The sequence below is a fragment of the Citrobacter sp. CF971 genome (assembly GCF_006385635.1).
Taxonomy (GTDB): Bacteria; Pseudomonadota; Gammaproteobacteria; order Enterobacterales; family Enterobacteriaceae; genus Citrobacter; species Citrobacter freundii.
The window spans coordinates 3845374-3869531 of record NZ_CP041051.1 but is presented as its reverse complement, the minus strand read 5'-3'; the positions used below and the strand labels follow the sequence as shown (position 1 = coordinate 3869531).

22 protein-coding genes, 5 tRNA genes and 2 pseudogenes are annotated in these 24158 nt (G+C 52.1%); 16 read left to right on the top strand and 13 right to left on the bottom strand.

Annotated features, from left to right (window positions below; genetic code table 11):
- Positions 1-125: 125 nt before the first annotated feature.
- The 5 genes from gutM to srlA are packed head-to-tail and all read right to left on the bottom strand — an operon-like array spanning position 126 to position 3245.
- Positions 126-485 carry a transcriptional regulator GutM gene (gene gutM / locus E6P06_RS22250; protein WP_003037348.1) on the bottom strand — a complete coding sequence of 120 codons (360 nt, stop codon included), beginning with the start codon at positions 483-485 and terminating at the stop codon, positions 126-128.
- 55 nt (positions 486-540) lie between these two features.
- Positions 541-1320 carry a sorbitol-6-phosphate dehydrogenase gene (srlD, locus tag E6P06_RS22245; RefSeq protein ID WP_003037345.1) on the bottom strand — a complete coding sequence of 260 codons (780 nt, stop codon included), beginning with the start codon at positions 1318-1320 and terminating at the stop codon, positions 541-543.
- A gap of 17 nt (positions 1321-1337) precedes the next feature.
- Positions 1338-1700, bottom strand: coding sequence for a PTS glucitol/sorbitol transporter subunit IIA (gene srlB / locus E6P06_RS22240; RefSeq protein ID WP_003846051.1), 363 nt, complete (start codon positions 1698-1700; stop codon positions 1338-1340).
- A 13-nt stretch (positions 1701-1713) separates the two neighbouring features.
- On the bottom strand, positions 1714-2685 hold the full coding sequence (locus E6P06_RS22235) for a PTS glucitol/sorbitol transporter subunit IIB (RefSeq protein ID WP_003840246.1): 972 nt from the start codon (positions 2683-2685) through the stop codon (positions 1714-1716).
- Positions 2682-3245: a PTS glucitol/sorbitol transporter subunit IIC gene (srlA, locus tag E6P06_RS22230; protein ID WP_003037339.1), complete on the bottom strand. Its 564-nt coding sequence runs from the start codon at positions 3243-3245 to the stop codon at positions 2682-2684. Before srlA ends, E6P06_RS22235 begins: the two co-directional genes overlap by 4 nt.
- Positions 3246-3510: 265 nt before the next feature.
- Between srlA and mltB the strand changes: the two genes are divergently transcribed.
- From mltB to luxS, 15 genes are all read left to right on the top strand, one after another.
- On the top strand, positions 3511-4590 hold the full coding sequence (gene mltB, locus E6P06_RS22225; protein ID WP_003037336.1) for a lytic murein transglycosylase B: 1080 nt from the start codon (positions 3511-3513) through the stop codon (positions 4588-4590).
- A gap of 192 nt (positions 4591-4782) precedes the next feature.
- Complete coding sequence (gene pncC, locus E6P06_RS22220; RefSeq protein ID WP_049015152.1) at positions 4783-5280, top strand: nicotinamide-nucleotide amidase; 498 nt, start codon at positions 4783-4785, stop codon at positions 5278-5280.
- A 92-nt stretch (positions 5281-5372) separates the two neighbouring features.
- Entirely contained in the window at positions 5373-6437 is a 1065-nt protein-coding gene (gene recA / locus E6P06_RS22215) for a recombinase RecA (protein ID WP_003037330.1), read from the top strand.
- 86 nt (positions 6438-6523) lie between these two features.
- Positions 6524-7024: a recombination regulator RecX gene (gene recX, locus E6P06_RS22210; RefSeq protein WP_003037326.1), complete on the top strand. Its 501-nt coding sequence runs from the start codon at positions 6524-6526 to the stop codon at positions 7022-7024.
- A 128-nt stretch (positions 7025-7152) separates the two neighbouring features.
- On the top strand, positions 7153-9780 hold the full coding sequence (gene alaS / locus E6P06_RS22205; protein WP_139935732.1) for an alanine--tRNA ligase: 2628 nt from the start codon (positions 7153-7155) through the stop codon (positions 9778-9780).
- 237 nt (positions 9781-10017) lie between these two features.
- Entirely contained in the window at positions 10018-10203 is a 186-nt protein-coding gene (csrA, locus tag E6P06_RS22200; protein WP_000906486.1) for a carbon storage regulator CsrA, read from the top strand.
- A 336-nt stretch (positions 10204-10539) separates the two neighbouring features.
- Positions 10540-10632 (top strand) — tRNA-Ser (locus tag E6P06_RS22195).
- Between the two features lie 3 nt (positions 10633-10635).
- Positions 10636-10712, top strand: a tRNA-Arg gene (locus E6P06_RS22190).
- 90 nt (positions 10713-10802) lie between these two features.
- Positions 10803-10879 (top strand) — tRNA-Arg (locus tag E6P06_RS22185).
- A gap of 171 nt (positions 10880-11050) precedes the next feature.
- Positions 11051-11127, top strand: a tRNA-Arg gene (locus tag E6P06_RS22180).
- A gap of 171 nt (positions 11128-11298) precedes the next feature.
- Positions 11299-11375: transfer RNA gene (locus tag E6P06_RS22175), tRNA-Arg, on the top strand.
- A 247-nt stretch (positions 11376-11622) separates the two neighbouring features.
- Positions 11623-12189, top strand: coding sequence for a fructose-1-phosphate/6-phosphogluconate phosphatase (gene yqaB / locus E6P06_RS22170; RefSeq protein WP_044699675.1), 567 nt, complete (start codon positions 11623-11625; stop codon positions 12187-12189).
- Positions 12186-12614 carry a YqaA family protein gene (locus E6P06_RS22165; RefSeq protein WP_003839664.1) on the top strand — a complete coding sequence of 143 codons (429 nt, stop codon included), beginning with the start codon at positions 12186-12188 and terminating at the stop codon, positions 12612-12614. Before yqaB ends, E6P06_RS22165 begins: the two co-directional genes overlap by 4 nt.
- 77 nt (positions 12615-12691) lie before the next feature.
- Complete coding sequence (gene gshA, locus E6P06_RS22160) at positions 12692-14248, top strand: glutamate--cysteine ligase (protein WP_003037314.1); 1557 nt, start codon at positions 12692-12694, stop codon at positions 14246-14248.
- Positions 14249-14397: 149 nt separating this feature from the next.
- The gene (gene luxS, locus E6P06_RS22155) at positions 14398-14913 is read left to right on the top strand and encodes an S-ribosylhomocysteine lyase (protein ID WP_086538551.1); all 516 of its coding nucleotides are present in this window, start codon (positions 14398-14400) and stop codon (positions 14911-14913) included.
- A 305-nt stretch (positions 14914-15218) separates the two neighbouring features.
- Here the strand turns inward: luxS and E6P06_RS22150 are convergent.
- Positions 15219-15913: pseudogene (locus E6P06_RS22150) on the bottom strand (IS1 family transposase); the annotation flags it as partial.
- A 55-nt stretch (positions 15914-15968) separates the two neighbouring features.
- On the opposite strand from E6P06_RS22150, the pseudogene E6P06_RS22145 reads away from it, so the two are divergent.
- A pseudogene (locus E6P06_RS22145) lies at positions 15969-17060 on the top strand (carbohydrate porin); the annotation flags it as partial.
- Between the two features lie 48 nt (positions 17061-17108).
- Here E6P06_RS22145 and emrB read toward each other — a convergent pair.
- From emrB to proX, 7 genes are all read right to left on the bottom strand, one after another.
- Positions 17109-18647 carry a multidrug efflux MFS transporter permease subunit EmrB gene (emrB, locus tag E6P06_RS22140; protein WP_003037306.1) on the bottom strand — a complete coding sequence of 513 codons (1539 nt, stop codon included), beginning with the start codon at positions 18645-18647 and terminating at the stop codon, positions 17109-17111.
- 16 nt (positions 18648-18663) lie between these two features.
- The gene (emrA, locus tag E6P06_RS22135; protein WP_003037303.1) at positions 18664-19836 is read right to left on the bottom strand and encodes a multidrug efflux MFS transporter periplasmic adaptor subunit EmrA; all 1173 of its coding nucleotides are present in this window, start codon (positions 19834-19836) and stop codon (positions 18664-18666) included.
- Between the two features lie 130 nt (positions 19837-19966).
- Positions 19967-20497 carry a multidrug efflux transporter EmrAB transcriptional repressor EmrR gene (gene emrR, locus E6P06_RS22130; protein WP_003037300.1) on the bottom strand — a complete coding sequence of 177 codons (531 nt, stop codon included), beginning with the start codon at positions 20495-20497 and terminating at the stop codon, positions 19967-19969.
- A 90-nt stretch (positions 20498-20587) separates the two neighbouring features.
- Positions 20588-20923 carry an L-valine transporter subunit YgaH gene (gene ygaH, locus E6P06_RS22125; RefSeq protein WP_003037297.1) on the bottom strand — a complete coding sequence of 112 codons (336 nt, stop codon included), beginning with the start codon at positions 20921-20923 and terminating at the stop codon, positions 20588-20590.
- Positions 20913-21650: an AzlC family ABC transporter permease gene (locus E6P06_RS22120; protein WP_139935731.1), complete on the bottom strand. Its 738-nt coding sequence runs from the start codon at positions 21648-21650 to the stop codon at positions 20913-20915. The genes ygaH and E6P06_RS22120 overlap by 11 nt, the downstream gene beginning before the upstream one ends.
- A 122-nt stretch (positions 21651-21772) precedes the next feature.
- Positions 21773-22957, bottom strand: coding sequence for an MFS transporter (locus E6P06_RS22115; RefSeq protein ID WP_003839673.1), 1185 nt, complete (start codon positions 22955-22957; stop codon positions 21773-21775).
- A 190-nt stretch (positions 22958-23147) separates the two neighbouring features.
- Positions 23148-24143, bottom strand: coding sequence for a glycine betaine/L-proline ABC transporter substrate-binding protein ProX (gene proX, locus E6P06_RS22110; RefSeq protein ID WP_043017315.1), 996 nt, complete (start codon positions 24141-24143; stop codon positions 23148-23150).
- Positions 24144-24158: the final 15 nt, after the last annotated feature.

The following is a 24158-nucleotide window of genomic DNA, read 5'->3' as shown; positions in this document are numbered from 1 at the left end:
CCTGACTTATGTATTTACCCGTCATACTTCAAGCTGCATGTGCGTTGGTCTTCCTGCAACTCGAATTATTTGGGGTATAGGTTGCAAAATGATAATTTCGCAAGCTATTAGCATTCACAACGAAATTACCCATGTTTCAGTTTAAGCGCCAATGATAGTGCATTCTGCGCTAACGGATCATGGGGAAAGATCACATCAGGCTGTAAATCATCAAGATGTTTGCCGGTTATCGTGGCAATTTTGCCGGGTCTGGCGAATACTGTAAGACCTTTCATAAATAACGTGTCAGTCACCCGCTGCTGCTCATTCAGCGCGATGGCCACTACCACGCGCGGTTTAAAACGCCCACCGGAGCGACCAACACCAACCCGACCCTGTTGGCAAAGCCTATCAAACGCCCGGTTAAAGCGGGATATTTGCCAGCCACCAAGCGCCAGTTGCAGGCACCAGGCGATAGCGGCGACGGTAATCAGTGCGGAAACCATTACGTACTCCTTTGATTTTGCCGGATAAGCGCAGACGCCATCCGGCAATTCAACATTAAAACATCACCTGACCGCCGGTGACGTTGATGGACTGCCCGGTACAGTAAGAGGCTTTCGGACTGGCGTAAAACAGCAGCATGTTTAGCACGTCCTGATAATCGCAGCCGCGCTTAAGCGGAACCTTATCAATGTAGTACTGCTCAACTTCATCTGGCTTAAGGCCAAGTTTGGTTGCATATTGCGGTAATAACGACTGGAACATCGGTGATTTCAACAGATTGCCGAGCATCAGTGAATGCACGGTAATGCCGTATTCCGCCAGATCCAGCGCCAGTGACTGGGTTAAGCCCACGCCGCCAAATTTTGCCGCGCTGTAGCCTGAATTGTGTTTGCTGCCCACTTTCCCTGATTTTGAGTTGATCTGGATAATGCGCCCCTGCACGCCATCGCGGATCATCAGGCGTGAGAATTCACGTGCACAGAGGAAGTAGCCAACCAGATTGACCTGCAGCGAGCGGTCGAAATCCCCAAGCTGAAAGTCGCTGATAAACGCGGCTTTAGCGATACCCGCGCTGTAAACCAGCAGATCAACACGACCGAATATTTCATCCACTCCGCGCGACAGCGCCAGCACGCTCTGTTCGCTGGTGGCATCTGCGCCAAAACCGTAGGCTGTACCTTCGCCAAACTCGGCGTTAATTTCTTGCGCCACGTTGGCGGCTTTATCGCTTTGAATATCCACCACCGCGACGCGGTATCCTTCTGTCGCAAGCCCACGGCAAAGGAATGCCCCAAGGGTCTGGCCTCCACCAATGACAACGGCAACTTGATTCATCTTTATCTCCTTCAATCTTAAGCAACAAACTTCAAAATACAGCCCGGCGCGATACCGTCCGGTACGGGACCTGCAACGTGTACGGTACCGGGGAATTCCGCTTCACTCAGTCCGTCAAAGCGCAGAGTGATATGCCCGAGTTCACGTAAGTTTTGTTCCGCCACGCTGCCAACGGCGGTGACCGGGTAGTGATGCTGGCCTAGTTCAAACTGGATCCCAGCTTGCAACGAACCGTTCAGCTCGCCGTGGCAATGGATGAAGCAAAACTCCTCGATATCCGCGGGCGCGCCTTCACGAAAGGTAATCAGCATCTGGTCGCACAATGCATCCGGGGCGCTCTGGCCGATACGGGTGATGGTGGTTTGATAAATCACGGTCATTTTTGAGTGCCTCTTATTGGTAAATAAAGCCGGAAACAAACCAGGCGATGAGAACGGTTGGCGCGCCGGTCAGAAAGCGGCTCACCAGAACAGATGGCACGCCGACGCGGACCGTGTCCTGACGCGCTTCGGCCAGCGACAACCCGACAGGAATAAAGTCACATGCGGCCTGGGCGTTAATGGCGAACAGGGCTGGTAGCGCCAGATGTGGGGGAATATTCCCCAAACCAATCTGTACACCGATTAGCACGCCGATAACCTGGGCGATAACCGCACCGGGGCCGAGGAAAGGCGAAAGCAGTGGGAAAGAGCAGATCAGTGCCAGCGTGACCAGTCCCAGCGGATGGCTGGCCAGTGGTGCGAGTCCATGGGCGATCCAGTCTCCCAGACCCGAAGCCATAATGATGCCGATCAGTGCTGAGACGAATGCCATAAACGGCAGAATGGTTTTCAGGACGGTATCAATAGTGTCGCGCCCGGCCTGGAACAGAACCGCAACGGCTGAACCCATGCCCATTCCGACTTTTGCCAACAGACCATCGCTTTGCTCGGTAATTTTCTTGCTGGTGTCGTAATCGCGTCCCATGCTGCTGCTTGCGGGCGTTGGCGTGGCGGACGCTTCGCCGACAACGGTAATGTTTTCTTCTTTTACGCCAGAGACATAGATATCTTCGACAATGTACTGAGCCAGTGGGCCGGATTTACCCGTAGCGTGAATATTCACCGTCGGTATACGGCGTTTAGGGTAGATCCCACAGCGCAGCGTGCCGCCGCAGTCGATGATCGCCACACCAATTTCGCTCTCCGGCGGCTCGCCCTCTTTGAAGCCATCAACGGCCTGCCAGCCGGTCAGGCTTGCTATCCTGTCGACGATCGCGGGGCGAGTTCCTGCGGTGATATAGACAATTTTCTTGCCCGGAACGGCATCCAGTTCAAGCGGGCCACCCCAGCCGCCGGTGCCTTTTTCAATACGAATACGTGTCATGATGTTGCTCCCGCCAGATGTACCTTTTGCTCAAGTTGAATGCCCATTTTTTTCTCGAAGATAGTGGTGGTGAAATCGGTCACCCAGCCACGGAAGAAGTTGGTCACCAGACCGACCAGCAAATAGCTCACCGCCAGTGGGCCAAGCGGAAGCCCCAGCGTGGTCAGTCCGCTGGCGATCCCCAGATAGACAAACAGTTCGCCGGGGTTGATGTGCGGGAATAAGCCGTTCATGGAATGGCAACTGTAAGACGCGGCGGCGTAGTAACTGGGCTTGTATTTTTCTGGCATAAAGCGACCCAGACTCAGCGTCATTGGGTTACAAAATACAAATGTGCCGATGCACGGCAGTAGCAAATAGCGGGATAGCGGGTTTCCGGCGCAACGCTGGGCAAAACGTTCAATACGCTGCTGACCGATAAAGTTAATCAGCGCATTCATGATGACCAGCAGACTGATCAGCAGTGGCAGAATACCGGTCACCATGCCGGTAAACACTTCTCCGCCTTTCTGGAACAGCCCGATAAACCACTCAGCACCGAGTGTGATGGTGTCGATCATTATTCTCTCCTGTAGGGATTTTTAGTTATCTTGCCAAACGGTGGCTGATTTTAATCAGATTGAAAGATATAAAAGTGTTATTTTGATCTCAAAATAAAAGATAAATATTTTAATTTGAAAGTTTTTGCGTGAAAGCTCGCAAATGTGATGGTCAGAGATGAAAGGGGATGTAAATTCTGTGAAGGAGAGCGACTACCGCTTCCTTGTATGGCGGAGGATGCTTTACCATACTTCTCCCAGGCTGAATTTGTTTAATGGATGTCTCATGTTCAAGCGTCGTTATGTAGCGTTACTCCCCCTTTTCGTACTGCTCGCTGCCTGTAGCAGCAAACCTAAACCTTCAGAGACTCAAACGACTACGGGTGCGCCATCCGGCGGCTTCCTGCTTGAGCCACAGCACAACGTCATGCAAACGGGCGGCGATTTTGCCAATAATCCGAACGCGCAGCAGTTCATCGAGAAAATGGTGAACAAGCACGGCTTTGACCGCCAGCAGCTGCAGGAGATCCTGTCGCAGGCCAAGCGTCTGGACTCGGTATTGCGTTTGATGGACCGTCAGGCACCGACGACTCAACCGCCAGCCGGACCTAACGGCGCATGGCTGCGCTATCGCAAACAGTTCATCACACCTGACAACGTGCAAAACGGCGTGGCTTTCTGGAATCAATATGAAGATGCGCTGAACCGTGCGTGGCAGGTCTACGGAGTTCCGCCGGAAATTATTGTCGGTATTATTGGTGTAGAGACTCGCTGGGGCCGCGTGATGGGTAAAACGCGGATTCTGGATGCGCTGGCGACGTTGTCGTTTAACTATCCTCGTCGTGCGGAATACTTCTCTGGTGAACTGGAAACCTTCCTGCTGATGGCGCGAGATGAAAGCGACGATCCGCTCGATTTGAAAGGTTCTTTCGCGGGGGCAATGGGATACGGCCAGTTTATGCCGTCTTCCTATAAACAATATGCCGTTGATTTCAATGGCGATGGACACATTAACCTGTGGGATCCGGTTGATGCCATCGGTAGTGTGGCGAACTACTTCAAGGGCCACGGCTGGGTGAAAGGCGATACGGTCGCGGTTCCGGCAAATGGTCAGGCACCTGGGCTTGCGAACGGCTTTAAAACCCAGTACAGCATTTCTCAGCTTGCTGCCGCGGGTCTGACGCCGCAGCAGTCGTTGGGGAATCATCAGCAGGCCAGCCTGCTGCGCCTGGATATTGGCACGGGTTATCAGTACTGGTACGGACTGCCGAACTTCTACACGATTACCCGCTATAACCACAGCACGCATTACGCGATGGCAGTCTGGCAGTTAGGTCAGGCGGTGGCGCTGGCGCGCGTACAGTAATTGCTCCACCGGCCTACCGGAAGATATCTCTGGTAGGCCGGATAAGATGTCCTGGCATCGCCATCCGGCAGGTCTTATTTGTGCAACGGAGCAATTTTTGGAATCCCCCTCGTAAAACGTTCTCCCCATCCCCACATTGGTCATGAAAGTGCTATCTTGTCCGGCATATTTTTTTAACTGACAGAGGCTGAAATGACCGACAGTGAACTGATGCAGTTAAGCGAGCAGGTTGGCCTGGCGCTGAAAGCGCGCGGGGCAACCGTGACGACGGCGGAATCCTGCACCGGCGGCTGGGTAGCCAAAGCGATTACGGATATTGCCGGAAGCTCCGCCTGGTTTGAACGCGGGTTTGTGACCTACAGCAATGAAGCCAAAGCGCAGATGATTGGCGTGCGCGAAGAGACGCTGGCCCAACATGGCGCGGTGAGTGAGCCTGTGGTGGTGGAGATGGCGATAGGCGCGTTAAAAGCCGCCCGTGCGCATTTCGCTGTTTCGATAAGCGGTATTGCGGGGCCGGATGGCGGTAGCGAAGAAAAACCTGTGGGAACGGTATGGTTTGCCTTTGCCAGCGCGAGCGGCGAGGGGATTACCCGCCGGGAATGCTTTAGCGGCGATCGCGATGCGGTCCGTCGACAGGCGACCGCCTACGCGTTACACACCCTGTGGCAACAATTTCTACAAAATACTTGATACTGTATGAGCATACAGTATAATTGCCTCAACAGAACATTATCTATCACGTTTCGCGGTTTAACCCGAAAGCGGCATGACAGGAGTAATTAATGGCTATCGACGAAAACAAACAGAAAGCGTTGGCGGCAGCGCTGGGTCAGATCGAAAAGCAATTCGGTAAAGGCTCCATCATGCGCCTGGGTGAAGACCGTTCCATGGATGTGGAAACTATCTCCACCGGTTCGCTTTCTCTGGATATCGCATTGGGCGCGGGCGGTTTGCCAATGGGCCGTATCGTCGAAATCTACGGGCCTGAATCCTCCGGTAAAACAACGCTGACCCTGCAGGTTATTGCCGCTGCGCAGCGTGAAGGTAAAACCTGTGCATTTATCGATGCAGAACACGCACTGGACCCGGTCTATGCCCGTAAGCTTGGCGTTGATATCGATAACCTGCTGTGTTCTCAGCCGGATACCGGTGAACAAGCTCTGGAAATCTGTGATGCACTGGCGCGCTCCGGTGCGGTTGACGTTATCGTTGTCGACTCCGTTGCCGCATTGACGCCGAAGGCAGAAATCGAAGGCGAGATTGGCGACTCTCACATGGGCCTTGCGGCGCGTATGATGAGCCAGGCAATGCGTAAGCTGGCCGGTAACCTGAAGCAGTCCAACACGCTGCTGATTTTCATCAACCAGATCCGTATGAAGATTGGCGTTATGTTCGGTAACCCGGAAACCACCACCGGTGGTAACGCCCTGAAATTCTATGCGTCTGTTCGTCTGGATATCCGTCGTATTGGTGCGGTGAAAGAAGGTGATAACGTGGTTGGCAGCGAAACCCGCGTTAAGGTTGTGAAAAATAAAATTGCAGCGCCGTTCAAACAGGCTGAATTCCAAATCCTTTACGGTGAAGGCATCAACTTCTACGGCGAACTGGTTGACCTGGGCGTGAAAGAGAAGCTGATTGAAAAAGCTGGTGCATGGTACAGCTACAACGGTGAGAAAATCGGTCAGGGTAAAGCGAATGCGACCAACTGGCTGAAAGAAAACCCGGCAACTGCGAAAGAAATTGAGAAGAAATTACGTGAGCTACTGCTCAATAACCAGGATTCAACGCCTGATTTCTCCGTTGATGACAGCGGCGAAGACGTAAAAGAAACGAACGAAGATTTCTGATAATCTGTTTTGAATCGCATGTTTTGAATCGCATATAGTAAAGGGCTGCATATCATGCAGCCCTTTTTCATTTCTGAAGGCTTACTATGACAGAAGCAACTTCCCGCCGTTCCGCTTATTCCCGACTGCTTGACCGCGCCGTACGTATTCTGGCGATGCGCGATCACAGCGAGCAGGAACTGCGGCGCAAGCTGGCCGCTCCGGTGATGGGGAAAAATGGACCAGAAGAAATTGATGCCACGCCGGAGGATTACGACAAGGTCATCGCCTGGTGTATTGAAAGTCGTTATCTGGATGATGATCGCTTCGTGCAGCAGTTTATCGCCAGCCGTAGCCGCAAAGGTTATGGACCTGCCCGGGTGCGCCAGGAATTAAACCAAAAAGGGATCACGCGTGAAGCTATCGAGCGGGCCATGCGTGAGTGCGAAATTGACTGGGCAGTGCTTGCGCGTGAGCAGGCCATTCGGAAGTACGGTGAACCTTTACCTGTCGATTTTTCAGATAAGGTAAAGGTCCAGCGTTTTTTGCTCTATCGCGGCTATCTGATGGAAGATATTCAGGCAATATGGCGAAATTTTGACGATTGACCGCATACGGGATTTTACTTCCCAGTAAAGAAAACTTATCTTATTCCCACTTTTCGATTGCCAGAGGCGCAGTTTGCTTGCCGATGCTGGTAATGACATTTCGTTAGCTTGATTTCTTCAGGATAATTATGAGCAAGAGCACCGCTGAGATCCGTCAGGCGTTTCTCGATTTTTTCCATAGTAAAGGACACCAGGTAGTTGCCAGCAGCTCCCTGGTACCGAACAATGACCCTACTTTGTTGTTTACCAACGCCGGGATGAACCAGTTCAAGGATGTTTTCCTTGGCCTCGACAAGCGTAATTATTCCCGCGCAACCACCTCGCAGCGTTGTGTACGTGCGGGTGGTAAGCACAATGACCTGGAAAACGTCGGTTACACTGCACGTCACCACACTTTCTTCGAAATGCTGGGCAACTTCAGCTTCGGCGATTACTTCAAACACGATGCTATTCAATATGCATGGGAACTGCTGACCGGTGAAAACTGGTTTGCCCTGCCAAAAGAGCGTCTGTGGGTCACCGTCTATGAAACTGACGATGAAGCCTATGAAATCTGGGAAAAAGAAGTCGGTATTCCGCGCGAACGTATCATCCGCATCGGTGATAACAAAGGTGCGGCTTATGCGTCCGACAACTTCTGGCAGATGGGTGATACCGGTCCTTGCGGTCCATGCACCGAAATTTTCTACGACCACGGCGACCATATCTGGGGTGGGCCTCCGGGAAGCGCTGAAGAAGATGGCGATCGCTACATTGAGATTTGGAACATCGTCTTCATGCAGTTCAACCGTCAGGCTGACGGCACCATGGAACCGCTGCCGAAACCGTCCGTGGATACCGGTATGGGTCTGGAGCGTATTGCGGCCGTGCTGCAACACGTTAACTCCAACTATGAAATCGACCTGTTCCGTTCACTGATTGAGTCCGTGGCGAAAGTCACCGGCGCGACCGATCTGAGCAACAAGTCGCTGCGCGTTATCGCCGACCATATCCGTTCCTGTGCGTTCCTGATTGCCGATGGTGTTGTGCCGTCGAATGAAAACCGTGGCTATGTGCTGCGCCGTATCATTCGCCGCGCGGTACGTCATGGCAACATGCTAGGCGCGAAGGATACCTTCTTCTACAAGCTGGTTGGTCCGTTGGTGGACGTCATGGGCTCTGCTGGTGAAGAACTGAAGCGTCAGCAGGCTATGGTTGAGCAGGTTCTGAAAACCGAAGAAGAGCAGTTTGCGCGTACGCTGGAGCGTGGTCTGGCGCTGCTGGATGAAGAACTGGCAAAACTGTCTGGCGATACGCTGGACGGCGAAACCGCATTCCGTCTGTATGACACTTACGGTTTCCCTGTTGACCTGACGGCAGACGTTTGCCGCGAGCGTAACATTAAGGTTGATGAAGCTGGCTTTGAAGCTGCAATGGAAGAACAGCGCCGTCGTGCGCGTGAAGCCAGCGGTTTTGGCGCAGACTACAATGCAATGATTCGTGTTGATGGCGCTTCTGAATTTAAAGGCTACGAGCAGCTGGAACTGAACGGCAAAGTCACCGCGCTGTTTGTTGATGGTAAAGCGGTAGACGCAATTAACGCTGGTCAGGACGCTGTTGTCGTACTGGATCAGACGTCGTTCTATGCGGAATCTGGTGGTCAGGTTGGCGATAAAGGCGAACTGAAAGGCGCAGGTTTTGCGTTTGCCGTTAGCGACACACAGAAATATGGCCAGGCCATTGGCCACATTGGCAAGCTGTCTGCGGGTTCTCTGAAAATTGGTGATGCAGTGCAGGCTGATGTGGATGAAGCGCGTCGTGCGCGTATTCGCCTGAACCACTCCGCAACGCATCTGATGCACGCGGCGCTGCGCCAGGTTCTGGGCACACATGTGGCACAGAAAGGCTCGCTGGTTAACGATAAACTGCTGCGCTTCGACTTCTCTCATACCGAAGCGATGAAGCCTGCTGAAATCCGTGCTGTTGAAGATCTGGTGAATGCGCAAATCCGTCGCAACTTGCCGATTGAAACGAACATCATGGATCTCGAAGCGGCAAAAGCCAAAGGCGCAATGGCGCTGTTTGGCGAGAAATATGACGACCATGTGCGCGTTCTGAGCATGGGTGATTTCTCTACCGAACTGTGTGGCGGTACTCACGCCAGCCGTACGGGTGATATCGGTCTGTTCCGCATAGTGTCCGAGTCAGGTACTGCGGCAGGCGTTCGTCGTATCGAAGCGGTAACCGGTGAAGGCGCTATCCAAACCGTGCATGCTGAGAGCGATCGCTTAAGCGATGTTGCGCAGCTGCTGAAAGGCGATAGCCAGAATATCGCTGACAAAGTTCGTTCCGTGCTGGAGCGTACACGTCAACTGGAAAAAGAATTGCAGCAATTGAAGGAACAGGCTGCGGCGCAGGAGAGTGTAAATCTTTCCAGCAAAGCGGTTGATATCAACGGTGTGAAGCTGCTGGTCAGTGAACTCGCGGACGTTGAGCCGAAAATGTTGCGTACCATGGTTGATGATCTGAAAAATCAACTGGGGTCTACCGTTATCGTTCTGGCAACGGTAGTGGAAGGTAAGGTTTCTCTGATTGCGGGTGTGTCTAAGGACGTGACAGATCGCGTGAAAGCAGGGGAACTGGTTGGAATGGTCGCTCAGCAGGTCGGCGGTAAGGGTGGCGGTCGTCCGGACATGGCGCAAGCCGGTGGTACGGATGCAGCGGCTCTGCCTGCAGCGTTAGCCAGTGTGAAAGGCTGGGTCAGCGCAAAACTGTAATAACTATAAGCGTCAGCGCATGCCGAAACCCTAAGTTACGGCATGCGAATCAACGCTATCGACAATGATAAAGTCAGGTTGAAGTTGTGTATATCGGCTAAACTTAGGTTTAACAGAATGTGATGCCGTGACTGCTTACACTTAGGTGTTTGTCATCGCTTACTTTTTGGCGTTATATGATGGATAATGCCGGGATACAGAGAGACCCGACTCTTTTAATCTTTCAAGGAGCAAAGAATGCTGATTCTGACTCGTCGAGTTGGTGAGACCCTCATGATAGGCGATGAGGTCACCGTGACAGTTTTAGGGGTGAAGGGCAACCAGGTGCGCATTGGCGTAAACGCCCCGAAAGAAGTTTCTGTCCATCGTGAAGAGATCTACCAGCGTATCCAGGCTGAAAAATCCCAGCAGTCCAGTTACTAAGGTTTTCGCGTCTCACCTTTCTGGTGAGGCGCAACCTGATTGAGTTACCCTTTTTCTTCTCTTTTCTTCTTCGTCCTCCCCATTTTTTCGATTCCACTGGGCGTAATGCCTTACCCGACGAAGTTTCCGTTTGTTCACTGCTTCAGGAAATTGCCAATTTATCTGTTGATAAAACACTCTTTTTGCCGTTTTTGCAGACTAATTGCGCGTGAAATGTGCAAACGATAAAAGCTCTGGAAAAATTGTTTGACTTATAAGTCCCAGAAAGTAATATGTGCGCCACGCAGCGACGATGAGCAGAAACAAGTTCTTCGAAGCACTCGCAAGAGGCGTGTTGGTGAGGTGGCCGAGAGGCTGAAGGCGCTCCCCTGCTAAGGGAGTATGCGGTCAAAAGCTGCATCCGGGGTTCGAATCCCCGCCTCACCGCCATTTGCATCCGTAGCTCAGCTGGATAGAGTACTCGGCTACGAACCGAGCGGTCGGAGGTTCGAATCCTCCCGGATGCACCATCTTCTCTGCAATAACGCATTAGCGTTGTTACGGAAATCGATATCACTTTAGCAGCGATATCAAATCTGCAGTAAGTAAGTTTTCCTGATGCATCCGTAGCTCAGCTGGATAGAGTACTCGGCTACGAACCGAGCGGTCGGAGGTTCGAATCCTCCCGGATGCACCATCTTCTCCGAGATAACAGCAAAACTGTTGTTTCATGGTCTGTGAGATAATCGCGAGCACCAGGGAGGATAACGTTGCTTCAGCAACGGCCCGCAGGGCGAGGCGCAGCCGAGTAATCCTCCCGGATGCACCATCTTCTTCGCAGTATCAGTAGTAATCAGCAATTCCCGATGCATCCGTAGCTCAGCTGGATAGAGTACTCGGCTACGAACCGAGCGGTCGGAGGTTCGAATCCTCCCGGATGCACCATCTTCTCCGAGATAGCAGCAAAACTGTTGTTTCATGGTCTGCGAGATAATCGCCAGCACCAGGGAGAATAACGTTGCTTCAGCAACGGCCCGCAGGGCGAGGCGCAGCCGAGTAATCCTCCCGGATGCACCATCTTCTTCGCAGTATCAGTAGTAATCAGCAATTCCCGATGCATCCGTAGCTCAGCTGGATAGAGTACTCGGCTACGAACCGAGCGGTCGGAGGTTCGAATCCTCCCGGATGCACCATCTTCTCCGAGATAGCAGCAAAACTGTTGTTTCATGGTCTGCGAGATAATCGCGAGCACCAGGAAGGATAACGTTGCTCCAGCAACGGCCCGCAGGGCGAACGCTAGTGAGTCATCCTCCCGGATGCACCATCTCCCCCTTTAAATTATTTCCACATACTCTCTGAACCCCCCTCAATTCGCTGTCAGCGACAAAATCAATCAATTACGATAAAATAACGTCTGGTCATTCGGCTTGTGAGAAGACGATGTACGAACGTTATGCGGGTTTGATTTTTGATATGGATGGCACCATCCTGGATACTGAACCAACGCACCGTAAGGCGTGGCATGAGGTATTGGGGCATTATGGGCTGCGGTTTGATGAACAAGCCATGGTCGCTCTCAACGGCTCCCCAACGTGGCGTATTGCCCAGTCGGTAATTGAATTGAATCATGCCGATCTTGACCCCCATGCCTTAGCGCGCGAGAAAACTGACAAGGTGAAAAGCATGTTGCTGGATAGCGTCCAGCCTCTGCCGTTGGTTGACGTCGTGAAAGCCTGGCATGGGCGTCGGCCTATGGCGGTAGGAACGGGGAGTGAAAGCGCAATTGCAGAAGCGCTGCTCGCTCACCTTGGACTGCGTCGCTATTTTGATGCTGTCGTCGCAGCCGATCACGTACAACGCCACAAACCTGCTCCTGATACGTTTTTGCTTTGTGCCGAACGTATGGGGGTTATTCCGGCTCGTTGCGTCGTGTTTGAAGATGCCGATTTTGGAATACAGGCGGCGCACGCTGCGGGAATGGACGCCGTGGATGTCCGGTTATTGTGAGTGATGGACTGTCGCTCCTGTCACTGTTTGCCAGTAGTTTTCTCAGCGCCACGCTATTACCCGGCAATTCTGAAGTTGTTTTAGTTGCTTTGCTGGTCTCCGGGATAAGTCATCCCTGGGTCTTAGTCTTAACAGCAACAATGGGTAATAGCCTTGGAGGGTTAACTAACGTTATCCTTGGGCGTTTCTTTCCTTTGCGTAAAACATCGCGCTGGCAAGAAAAAGCCACTGGCTGGCTGCGGCGCTATGGCGCTGTCACACTATTATTAAGCTGGATGCCGGTTGTAGGTGATTTATTGTGCCTGTTAGCCGGGTGGATGCGCATCTCGTGGGGTCCAGTTCTCTTTTTCTTATGCCTTGGCAAGGCGCTGCGCTATGTTGTTGTCGCAGCGGTTACGACGCAAGGCATTATGTGGTGGCACTAATTGTGTTGTGAGATAGCCTTCAGGGTAACCAATACCATTATGCTAATTAAAACGATTTTGACAGGCGGGAGGTCAATTTGATCCCGGACGTATCACAGGCGCTGGCCTGGCTGGAAAACCATCCTCAGGCGTTAAAGGGGATTCAACGTGGTCTGGAGCGCGAAACGCTGCGTGTTAATGCAGATGGGTCATTAGCAACGACAGGCCATCCTGAGGTGTTAGGCTCAGCGCTAACGCATAAATGGATAACTACTGACTTTGCCGAAGCGCTGCTGGAATTTATCACTCCGCCAGGCGATGACATTGAGAAAATGCTCACATTCATGCGCGACCTGCATCGTTATACCGCCAGAAACCTGGGCGACGAGCGTATGTGGCCGTTGAGCATGCCTTGCTATATTGCCGAAGGCCAGGATATCGAACTGGCGCAGTATGGCACGTCGAACACCGGTCGCCTGAAGACGCTGTACCGTGAAGGCCTCAAAAACCGTTACGGTGCGTTGATGCAGACAATCTCGGGCGTACACTACAACTTCTCGCTGCCAATGGCTTTCTGGCAGGCGAAGTGCGGCGTAACCGAAGGCGAAGATGCTAAAGAGAAGATCTCCGCGGGCTACTTCCGTCTGATCCGCAACTACTACCGTTTTGGTTGGGTGATCCCGTATCTGTTTGGCGCCTCTCCGGCCATTTGTTCCTCTTTCCTGCAAGGAAAACCGACAACCCTGCCGTTTGAAAAAACCGATTGTGGAATGTATTACCTGCCGTACGCGACATCGCTGCGTCTGAGTGATTTGGGGTATACCAATAAGTCGCAAAGCAATCTCGGAATTACGTTTAACGATTTGCATGAGTATGTGGCAGGATTAAAGCGTGCGATTAAGACTCCTTCCGAGGAGTACGCGGCGATCGGTCTGGAGAAAGACGGTAAGCGTCTGCAAATCAACAGCAACGTTCTGCAGATTGAAAATGAGCTGTATGCGCCTATCCGCCCGAAACGCGTTACTCGTCGTGGTGAAACGCCGTCTGATGCGCTTCTGCGTGGCGGTATCGAGTACATCGAAGTACGCTCGCTGGATATCAACCCGTTCTCACCGATCGGCGTGGACGAGCAGCAGGTACGCTTCCTCGATCTGTTTATGGTCTGGTGTGCGCTGGCCGATGCCCCGGAAATGAGCAGTGATGAATTGCTGTGTACACGTAAAAACTGGAATCGTGTGATTCTCGAAGGGCGTAAGCCTGGACTGACGTTAGGTATTGGCTGTGAAACAGCCCAGTTCCCGCTGCCTAAGGTTGGGAAAGATTTGTTCCGCGATCTGAAACGCGTGGCACAAACGCTGGACAGCATCGATGGGGGAGAGGAGTATCAGAAGGTCTGTGATGAACTGGTTGTCTGTTTTGACAATCCTGAACTGACTTTCTCTGCCCGGATCCTACGGTCTATGATTGATGAAGGCATTGGCGGTACGGGCAAAGCGCTGGGTGAGGCTTACCGAAATCTGCTGCGTGAAGAGCCATTAGAAATATTGCAGGAAGCTGAATTTATTGCTGAAACCGAGGCTTCGAAGCGTCGTCAGCAGGAGATTGAAGCGGCTGATACTGAGCCGTTTAGCGTGTGGCTGGAAAAGCACGCTTGATACAAAAGAAAAAGGCCACTCGGGAGTGGCCAAAATTTCATCTCTGAAAACAGGGATGATGATAACAAATGCGCGTCTTTCATATACTCAGACTCGCCCCGGAACAAAGAGTTCAGATTATTTTTAAAAAATTTATCGGAGGTGGCTAAATGCCGTTGTTAGATAGTTTTACTGTCGATCACACCCGGATGGAAGCTCCCGCGGTCCGGGTTGCAAAAACGATGAACACCCCGCATGGCGACGCAATCACCGTGTTTGATCTGCGTTTCTGCATTCCGAACAAAGAAGTCATGCCTGAGAAAGGTATCCATACGCTGGAGCACCTGTTTGCAGGTTTTATGCGTAACCATCTGAACGGTAATGGCGTTGAGATTATTGATATCTCTCCGATGGGATGCCGTACCGGCTTCTACATGAGCCTGATTGGTACGCCGGACGAGCAGCGTGTTGCCGATGCGTGGAAAGCGGCAATGGCGGACGTGCTGAAAGTACAGGATCAGAACCAGATCCCGGAGCTGAACGTTTACCAGTGCGGTACGTATCAGATGCACTCTCTTAGCGAAGCACAGGATATCGCGCGTCATATTCTGGAGCGTGGTGTACGCGTGAACAGCAATGAAGAGCTGGCGCTGCCGAAAGAGAAATTGCAGGAACTGCATATTTAGTCTTATTGATTAGCTGTTCCAGTATTTAAATTAACCCCGGTTTATGTCCGGGGTTTTTTATTTCGTCATATAATCTATATCTATTATATTTACGACGGGAATATAATTTAAGCTAATTAATTGGTGACCTGTTAAATAATAAAACGTGATCTGGTAAACAGAAAATAATGGATAATTAACGATGCCAGCCCACACCGATCACATAAATCAAAAAACATAAATAATTAATAGAAAAACATAATGGAATACGCCAGGTATCCAGGTAATAAAAAGACTCTTTCATCGCTGGTAATGACTCCAACTTGTTGATAGTGTTTTATGTTCAGATAATGCCCGATGACTTTGTCATGCAGCTCCACCGATTTTGAGAACGACAGCGACTTCCGTCCCAGCCGTGCCAGGTGCTGCCTCAGATTCAGGTTATGCCGCTCAATTCGCTGCGTATATCGCTTGCTGATTACGTGCAGCTTTCCCTTCAGGCGGGATTCATACAGCGGCCAGCCATCCGTCATCCATATCACCACGTCAAAGGGTGACAGCAGGCTCATAAGACGCCCCAGCGTCGCCATAGTGCGTTCACCGAATACGTGCGCAACAACCGTCTTCCGGAGCCTGTCATACGCGTAAAACAGCCAGCGCTGGCGCGATTTAGCCCCGACGTATCCCCACTGTTCGTCCATTTCCGCGCAGACGATGACGTCACTGCCCGGCTGTATGCGCGAGGTTACCGACTGCGGCCTGAGTTTTTTAAGTGACGTAAAATCGTGTTGAGGCCAACGCCCATAATGCGGGCAGTTGCCCGGCATCCAACGCCATTCATGGCCATATCAATGATTTTCTGGTGCGTACCGGGTTGAGAAGCGGTGTAAGTGAACTGCAGTTGCCATGTTTTACGGCAGTGAGAGCAGAGATAGCGCTGATGTCCGGCGGTGCTTTTGCCGTTACGCACCACCCCGTCAGTAGCTGAACAGGAGGGACAGCTGATAGAAACAGAAGCCACTGGAGCACCTCAAAAACACCATCATACACTAAATCAGTAAGTTGGCAGCATCACCGGCGACGTTGAGTTTAATATGGATGCGGCAAGCCGCTCTGGTAGTCTGACATCAACCAGAACTTCGGCAAATAAAGATTGGGCGCCAGGAACGAATGAACGTTGGGATATCAACGGGCGTCTACTATTAGGGTTTGATGGCTACCAACGACTGAACAACGGTAATTTCGCCGGATTCTCAGTTCAGCCGCTGGCAGACCTGACCGGAAAAATGAATCTCGATGATGCAGTGTTCTTTTTTGGTCAGGAAAAAGACTGGCAAATTAAGGTCGGACGTTTTGAAGCGTACGATATGTTCCCGCTGAATCAGGATACGTTTATTGAATATTCAGGTAATACGGCGAATGATCTTTACAGTGATGGCTATGGCTATATTTATATGATGAAAGAGGGGCGTGGACGTAGCGACAGCGGCGGTAATTTCCTGATCAGTAAAACCATCGATAACTGGTATTTTGAAGTGAATACATTGATGGAAAATGGCAGTACGCTCTATACCGAGAAGCAGTACCACGGGATGGACTTAACCAATGATAAAAACGTGGCTTACGTGCGCCCGGTGATCGCCTGGCAAAATGGGCGTTTCTCGACGGCAGTGGCGATGGAAAGTAACGTCGTTAACAACGCCTACGGCTATTATGAGAACGGGAAGTGGATCGATCAGTCCGATCGTACGGGGTATGGTTTTACCATGACCTGGGACGGACAAAAAACCGATGCGGAAGACGGCGCGGTGATTAACCTGAATACTGCTTATATGGACGCGACCGATGAGACCGATTTTACCGCTGGGGTGAACGCGTTGTGGCATCGATTCGAACTGGGCTATATCTATGCGCATAACAAAATCGAAGCCTTCAATGCTACCAATATAGATGCCGTTTGTGAGAACGATTGCTGGATCACCGATCCCGGCAATTATGACATTCACACTATTCATGCCTCATATTTATTCCCCAATGTGATGGATATGAAAAACTTTAATATCTATCTCGGTGCTTATGCCTCATGGGTTGAGGCCGATCCGAACAATGGCGACAACAGCGAAGATGCTCGTTACGGCGGACGCCTGAGATTCAAATATTATTTCTGATGCTGGCCACAATAAAAAAGGGATCCGCAGATCCCTTTTATCAGATAGTTAGTGCGCTCCACCGCCGCCGCCGCCCGCGCCGAAGGGCGGTTTAGCGAACCACACCAGACCAAGCAAAACCAGGAAGATCCCCGCCGACATCCAGAAGATTTCGTTGGCGGAAATAATCAGACCCTGATTAGTGATCTGCTGAGCTATCCACCCTGACGCCTGCTGGTGCGTCATCCCTAAATCCTGCAGCTTATCGTACATAGCCTGTGCATTTGGGTTGTAGGGGTTAACAGATTCCGTTAGCTGAGCATGGTGCAGCGACTCACGGTTAGTCCACATCGTTGTTGTAATCGATGTACCAATAGAGCCGGCCAGCGTTCGCGTAAAGTTAGACAAGCTCGATGCAGCCGCCAGACGCTCAGGCGGTAAACCGGACAGCGTAATGGTCGTCAGCGGCATAAAGAAGCAGGCTACTGCGAACCCCTGAATAAACTGCGGCCAGGCCGATGCGCCAAAGTCCATACCCGGCTCGAACGTCCACGCACGCCAGTAGAAACAGACGGCGTACATAATAAAACTGAACGTCACCAGCCGACGCATATCCAGCTTGTGCGCGAAGCGGCCGATAATTGGCGACAGGATCACCGGAATAATCCCTACCGGTGCGGACGCCAGACCGGCCCAGGTTGCCGTATAGCCGTATACCTCCTGCAACAGCTGCGGCAGCAAGACGATGGCACCGAAGTAGAGCATATAGGCCAGGCTAATACACAGGCAGCCGATGGTAAAGTTACGCGATTTAAACAGCGAGAGATCGACAATGGGGTGCTCGTCGGTAAGCTCCCAGACGATCAGGAAGCTGATAGCAACCACGGCGACCACCGTCAGGATGATAATCTCCTGCGAGGCGAACCAGTCCAGCTCTTTGCCGCGGTCGAGCATAATCTGCAAACTGCCGATACCGATGACCAGCAGTGCCAGACCAATGGCGTCAATGCGCCGCTGCTCGGTTTTGGTTTCCCGACCGCGCAGGGTTTGCAGGGTCATCAATACCACCGCAGCCCCGATTGGCACGTTGATAAAAAATATCCAGCCCCAGTGATAGTTGTCGCTGATATAGCCCCCAAGAATAGGACCACATATCGGGGCAACAATCACCGTCATCGACCATAGCGCGAGGGCGATGGAGCGCTTGGCGGGTGGATAGTTATTCAGCAACAGGCTCTGTGACAGCGGAATTAATGGACCGGCGACAATACCCTGGATTACGCGGAAGAAAATCAGCATGTTCAGGCTGGTGGACATCCCGCATGCCCATGACGCAATGACGAAGGCGATAGTTGACCACATAAAGAGTCTTACTTCGCCAAAGCGTTTTGCCAGCCAGCCGGTGATCGGAATAGAGATAGCGTTCGCTACCCCGAATGAGGTGATCACCCAGGTTCCCTGGCTCAATGAAGAGCCGAGGTTCCCGGCGATAGTGGGGATCGCCACGTTAGCAATGGTGGAGTCCAGCACCTGCATGAATGTCGCCAGGGACAGCGCGATCGTCATTATGACGAGCTGCGCGCCTTCCAGCGGTTTTTGCTGTTGCATCACACGCACCTTTGAATTAGCCCGCGTTGGCCCGCACGATCTCTTCGATCATCTTATTGACCGGAGCAAGGTCGATTTCACGTGCATTACTTTCTGATACTGGCGTGGTGCGGACCTGGCTTGCCAGAATTTGTCCGTCACGATTGGAGGTATCGACTGTAACCAGCGTAGACAAACCGATCCGCAAAGGATGCTGTGCCAGTTGCTGCGCATCCAGTTCGATACGCACCGGCAGACGCTGGACGACTTTGATCCAGTTACCGGTCGCGTTTTGTGCTGGCAGCAAGGAGAAGGCGCTGCCCGTTCCCATATCGAGGCCGACAACTTTACCGGTATATTTCACGTCATCGCCATAAATATCGCTGACAACCGTCGCGGGTTGACCAATACGAATGTGGGCGAGCTGTGTTTCCTTGAAGTTGGCATCCACCCACAGGTTGGTGGCCGGAACAACCGCCATTAACGGCGTGGTTGGGCTAATCTGCGCACCAGGCTGTACGGCGCGACGGGATACATAACCGGTCATTGGGCTGACAATTCTGGTACGTTCCAGCGCCAGCCAGGCATCGCGCACTTCGGTGGCGGCCTGTTGTACGGCGGGTTGATCTTCCAGCTTGCTGCCGAGAATCATTGCCTGGTTAGCATTATATTGTTGGATTGCGACATCAAGCTGAGCCTGAGCGCTGGCGACGGCATCACGCGCATGTTGCAGCTCTTCGCGGCCAATCAGGTTGGCGTTGCCCAGCGGGACTCGGCGATTAAAATCGCTTTGTGCCTGCGCCAGAGCTGTTTTCTGCACTTCAATGTTGGCCTGTAACTGCTTGCTGTTGATCATCAACTGGTGCGTCTGACGCACGCTGGAGGCCAGCGCAGTTTTGGCTTTTTCAAATGCCTGTTTGGCATCTGTCTGGTCGAGGGTGACCAGCACATCGCCTTGTTTTACAAAGTCAGTGTTATCAGCCCAGACTTTCGTCACGCTGCCTGATACCTGCGCCATGATTTGAACCTGGTTCCCTGCCACGTACGCATCATCTGTATCTTCGTAATGACGCAGTACTAAAAACCAATAAATCCCATATGCCACGGCAATGATAATAAAGAGCAAGGTCAGAAGGAGAAGCAGACTTTTACGTTTGCCATTCTTCTTGACCGGTTGCTGCGGGGTTTGAGTCTCCGCATTTGCGCTCATGTTTTTCTCCACGATCTTCTTTTTATTCACATCGGCTGAGCCGACCTGTTTATCAGACAGGCCAGCAGTATGCGTGCTGGCCTGTCGGTTTTTTCATTTATAAATCTGGATTTCTGAGCGAGTCGACGCCTTAGCGCAGCGCTTCTAACACCGCGCCATCCTGCTCCATCTGATCAAGACGGGTCAGAAGTTTACGGGTAATTTGCTCAAGCTGATCTTTTTCGGTGGTGCTAAGAGACGACCAGAGCTGGTGCAGGCAATTATGCTGAGGCGGTAACACCTCTTGCAAAAATGCATGGCCTTTCTCGGTCAATTGCAGATGCAGACAGCGGCGATCGTTATCGCTTTCGCGACGTTCGATCCAGCCACGTTTTTCTAACTCATCCGCGATGCGGGTAGCGTTAGTACGTGACGAGCCAAGCGCACAACTCAGTTCAGAAGGCTGAATACTGTGGTTTTCCTGAGACTCCAGCGTAATCAACGCCATAAACAACGTCTCGTTAATCCCTTGAGCTTTCAGCATCTTATTGCGATTTTCCAGCAGCTTGCCCTGCATGTGCATGCATAGACGAGTCAGAAGCACTTCCTGATAAGGGAACTCTTCGTAGCGGCTGGCGCGAAATTTTAGCATTTGTTCAATGGGCGTAAACGAACTATCCATTTGGGTATAACCTCATTAATTTCAGCCGATATAGTAACGACAGTGACAAATAAAGTAAATGTATTATTAATTTAAAATGATTGTTTTTATCTATAAGACAACCAGCATTTTCCAGGCTAATCCATAGCCCAGAGCACTCAGTAACGTTGGAATGATGATGCTGCGGGTCTTATAGAAGCTTGCACCCAGTATGACAAACCCCACCAGAGTAGGCACGAACCGACGAGCGTCGTGCATCACTTCTGGCGCGGTAGACACCACCAGCAGGGCGCAAATTGATGTAATGCCAATAGTGTCGAGTAATATGCCCGTCGCGCCGCGCTTCGTCGGGCGAACATTGCCGACCCCAAGACGGAGCGGCAAATAGCGAAAACAGTAATTTACGCAGCCGACCAACAGGCCAAGTAGCAGAACTTCATAGCTCATCAGGACCTCCTTGCCAAAATGACTGGATGAGCGCCGTCAGGCATCCACAGACAATACCTGCAAGGATAGCGGCAGGGATGGAAAACAGCATGACGCCAGCCAGCGCCCCGGCGAGGGCCGCAGTCACGCAAAGCGCCTGTTTTCGTTGGAATGACGCGAGCAGGAAGCTCATAAACAGCGCCGGGAGCATGAAGCCCAGTGCCGCTTCAACCGCCGGGTAATCTTTGAGTAAACCACTGCCGGAAAACGCGCCGAGCACCGTACCAAACACCCAGGAGGCCCAGGAGCATAGCGCAATGCCGATCATCCAGTTTTCACTCCAGCGCCGGTTATCCCGTACCAGTTTCGCCGTTGCAGCGGCAAAGACTTCATCGGTAAGGCCAAAAGCCCACAGCGCGCTTTTGGGTTTACTCAGTTGCTGGGCGATCCGACTACGCAGGGAAGGGCCGTACAAAACATGACGGACATCCATGGCCATGACGGTCAGCGCGGCGACCCACAGCGAACTGCCTGCGGCGAGCATGGTGGTAATGACAAACTGGCTGGCTCCCGCATAGATAATGCAGGAGAAAAAGACGCTTTCAACCGGCGTAAAGCCAAGGCGAGTGGCATTGAGACCAAATGCAAAAGCGACCGGAATATAGCTGATAACTATTGGCAGGCTGTCTTTGAATCCTTCCGTTAACGTTGCCGAACTGGATTCAGACTGGGGTACAGGGCTTTCCATAGGGTTATAGGTTTCATTACCGAAATTAATATAACTTGGTTCAATGAGTTATAACCTTAGCAGACTGATGGGCTCCTTAACACCCTGTGGAGCCCAATCAGCGGTAAACATGCGTTATACGCTTAATTTACGGCTTCCTGACGGTGAAAACCTCGCCACCAGACCAACAGGTTGAGTATGGCAACGGTCGTACCTGCCAGACAAACGCCAGCCCACCCGGCATGCTGCCAGGCAGAGGCTGAAATCAGCGAACCTGCCGCTCCGCCAATAAAATAGCTGGTCATGTATCCGGCGGTCAGGCGATTACGCGCGTCAGGATGAATGCGATAGATAACCGTCTGGTTGGTGATGTGCACTCCCTGAACGGTGAGGTCCAACACCAGAATACCGATAATCAGCATGGGGACTGAAGCATGCCCAAACCAAATAGCAAGCCAGGAGAGCAGTAGTAACAGCAGCCCCATGGTTGTGGTCAGGTGGGATTTACCTTTATCGGCAAAACCGCCCGCCGGACGTGCGCCTAACGCCCCTGCGGCACCCGCCAGACCGAACAGACCAATCATTCCTTCCGAATAGTTAAACGGCGGCGCGGCGAGCAAAAATGCCATCGAGGTCCACAGAATACTGAAATTGGCAAAAGTCAGGCAGCCCAGCATCGCGCGGGTACGCAGCAATTTATCGTGAATAAACAGGCTGAATACGGAGCCTAACAGCTGCGGATAGTTGAGATGGGTATCGGATTTCATCTTCGGCAGGCCGCGCCACAGTGCAACCGCCATCAGCGCCATTAATACTGATGCGACCCAAAATACAGTGCGCCAGCCGCCAAGATTCGCCAGTAATCCCGCCACGGTTCGCGCCAGTAGAATACCTAGCAACAGGCCGCTCATAATCGTCCCAACAACTTTACCGCGCTTGTCCGGTGTGGCAAGCGTTGCCGCCAGCGGAACCAAAATCTGTGCCACTACCGAGAACAGCCCGGTCAGGGCAGTACCGAGGATCAGCATACCCAGCGACTGGCTGCTGGCGGTGATCAGCATGCCACCAGCCGCTAACAGCGTCATGGAGACAATCAGCATCCGGCGTTCAAACATATCGCCGAGCGGCACTAAGAACAGCAGGCCGGCGGCGTAGCCGAGCTGGGCCGCGGTAACGATAAACCCTGCGGTACTGGCAGAGAGCGAAAAGTTGCGCGCGATGGTGTCGAGCAGCGGCTGCGCATAATAGTTACTGGCGACGGCGAGGCCGGTGGCGATAGACATTAACAGGATTAGCGAAGGGCTAAGTCCCTGAGTTGTTTTCGTCATGGTTTTCAACTGAATAATGGATTGCAGAAAACAATCATAACGGAAGTGATTAAATGTTGCTGATTTGTTGAGTGATGGATTGTGCGATTGGAGGAGGGTGGATATGCCGGATAAGGCGCATCGCGCCACCATCCGGCATTTATGCGGTTACTGGCCTGATAGCAACACGCTCATCAGGCCTATGAGTGGGTTATTTCTGCGCGGCCAGCGCTTCGTTCACCCAGCCGTCAAACTGCTGCTGGTGGGCTTTGATCCAGCCGTCAACGTGACCCTGCACGTCGGCTTCAGACGCTTTCCCGTCGTGCATCATTGCGTTCTGCGCGTTGATATCCGCCAGCGGCAGCTTCATGATGGCAAACAGTTTCGCCGCAGCCGGGTTTTTCTCCGCCCAGGCTTTATTGGCGACAATATGCATCGTGTTCACCGGGAAGCCGTAGTTGGCACCGTTTGGCAGCTTGGTATCAATATCTTTCTGCTCGCCTGGCAGGGAAGAGAACGGCACCTGCAGCCAGACCACATCTTTACCCGGCTTCATTACGTCGCTGACCCAGTACGGTGTCCAGGTGTAGTAAAGAATGGGTTTACCTTCTTTGAAACGGGTAATGGTGTCAGCCATCATCGCTGCATAGTTACCGTGGCTGACCTCGACGGTTTTTTCCAGATCAAAGGCTTTGTTCTGGTGGTTGATTACTGCTTCACAACCCCAGCCCGGTGAACAGCCCATCATATCGGCTTTTCCGTCACCGTTGGTGTCAAAGATTTTGGCGATCTTCGGATCTTTTAACTGGGCGATATTGGTGATTTTGTACTGCTCAGCGGTTTTTTTGTCGATCAGATAACCCTGTGCGGCACCCGTAACGAATACCCCCTCGCGATAAAACTTTTTGTCTCCGCCCGCCGCGGCGTACATATCATCATGCAGCGGCTGCCAGTTCACGGCGGTAAAAGTTGCATCGCCAGAGGCAATGGAGGTATAGCCGACGTTGTAGTCAACTTCGCTGGTTTTGTTAACGGTGTAACCCAGTTTCTCCAGCGCACGAGCGACTAACTGCGTCTGGAAGGATTCTTCAGAGATAGTGCTCTGGATTGGCTGTACGGTAATGCCTTTGCCCGGCAGGTCGGCAGCGAAAGTGCTGGTGGAGACAAGGGTGGCAAACGCTGTGGCAATAATAATTTTCTGTCGCATCGTTGTTCCTTAATT